The following is a 1,300-nucleotide window of genomic DNA, read 5'->3' as shown; positions in this document are numbered from 1 at the left end:
GCCAAATACACAAAATTCTTTAGTGGCTCCAACAGTAATGACTAGCGATGTGAATATGGCTTTCTTATTCATAAATTACCTCTAATTTCGAAGATCTCCGATGGGGCTACCTCATTTTTTCAACCTTAACAGAATACTCATATCTATCCATTTTATAGACACCTCTGAAAGTGAATTCTGTAGGGGGCAAAATTTCAAGAACCCTATAGTCTAATATGTCCTCATCTCCAATGTATTTCTCAATTTCAGCATAACTACGATTATTAAATGCATTGATCACTGGCTTATAGTGAATCCTCAGAATAGCATCTATTTGTGCTATGGGCGTGTCAGAATCCTGTTCAAGAATAAATAGCATCAGGCCTTTCCCATAAATATTTTGGTCAACATGCCATTGAAATGACTTCGTCATATGCTGCAAATCCAAAATCAATCGGTGTTTAAGAATGGCAGAGTCTAATATACCGGAAGGTTTTGCCAAATAACCCATGATCAATAGTTCGTCATCATGGGTCATATCCTCACTTAAATTGCTCGACTCAATAGTTATTAAGAGTGCATCGTTTTGAAAATTGGAGGAATTTGTTCGCTGGTCGGCATTAGTGTTTATATTTCTTGAAGTACTGCAAGACAGGCAAGCTAAACCAAGTACAAAAATCAATATAAATCTATTCATATGTTAAAAGAATGAGGAATTCTAATTAGCGACTATTCATCGTACTACATACAACTCAGTCAATCTCACATCCTCTAGCTTTCCTCCATTATTCAATAATTGGTTAATTGCATTAAACTCCGCACTCCTTCCTGCGATATTTAACACCCACTTATTGTTTGGTGCTGCTTTCCAATATTTTTCGGTTTCTTCCTGCATCACAACATACCGGATGTTATCCAAATATCTTCTTTTGATTTTTCTCTTCTCAGAATAACAATCGACATAGCTTAATGGCCAATCCAACTCAGGAAGTAATTTTCTGCAAAATACCGTGGGAAGAAAGATTATAAACTCTCCAGCTTCAAAGCTTGAAATTCCATTTGCTATCAAGTGCTCATGAAGCTGTTCATTCTCCATTCCTCCAGAGTCCCTGCCAATGAGTTCAATTGCCCTTTTCGTCAACTCGTTAAAACCAGCAGGTAGAGGGTGTTCATACCGGTTCGTGTTGTTTAATTTCCCAAAAAGATGCTCCCAAATTCCCATTTCTACTTTCAAATGCCTTAAGAATATACCATGCTTACACAGCACATGTTTTTTGATTAAAGTTAACTGTAAATTATAGTTACCTAAATTTTCACAAAT

At 36.3% G+C, this 1,300-nt stretch carries 2 protein-coding genes; both read right to left on the bottom strand.

The genetic code is table 11. The features are described 5' to 3' along the window. Nucleotides 1–106: 106 nt before the first annotated feature. A complete protein-coding gene (locus E1163_RS00425) occupies nucleotides 107–676 on the bottom strand; it encodes a hypothetical protein (RefSeq protein WP_155168556.1) in 570 nt (189 codons plus the stop codon). 36 nt (nucleotides 677–712) lie between these two features. Next, the coding region (locus E1163_RS00420; RefSeq protein WP_221417877.1) for a hypothetical protein at nucleotides 713–1,300 on the bottom strand (588 nt) is incomplete at its 5' end.

It is taken from the genome of Fulvivirga kasyanovii (genome assembly GCF_009711405.1).
GTDB lineage: Bacteria > Bacteroidota > Bacteroidia > Cytophagales > Cyclobacteriaceae > Fulvivirga > Fulvivirga kasyanovii.
The sequence above is the reverse complement of the archived record's forward strand: the minus strand, read 5'-3'. Positions and strand labels throughout refer to the sequence as shown.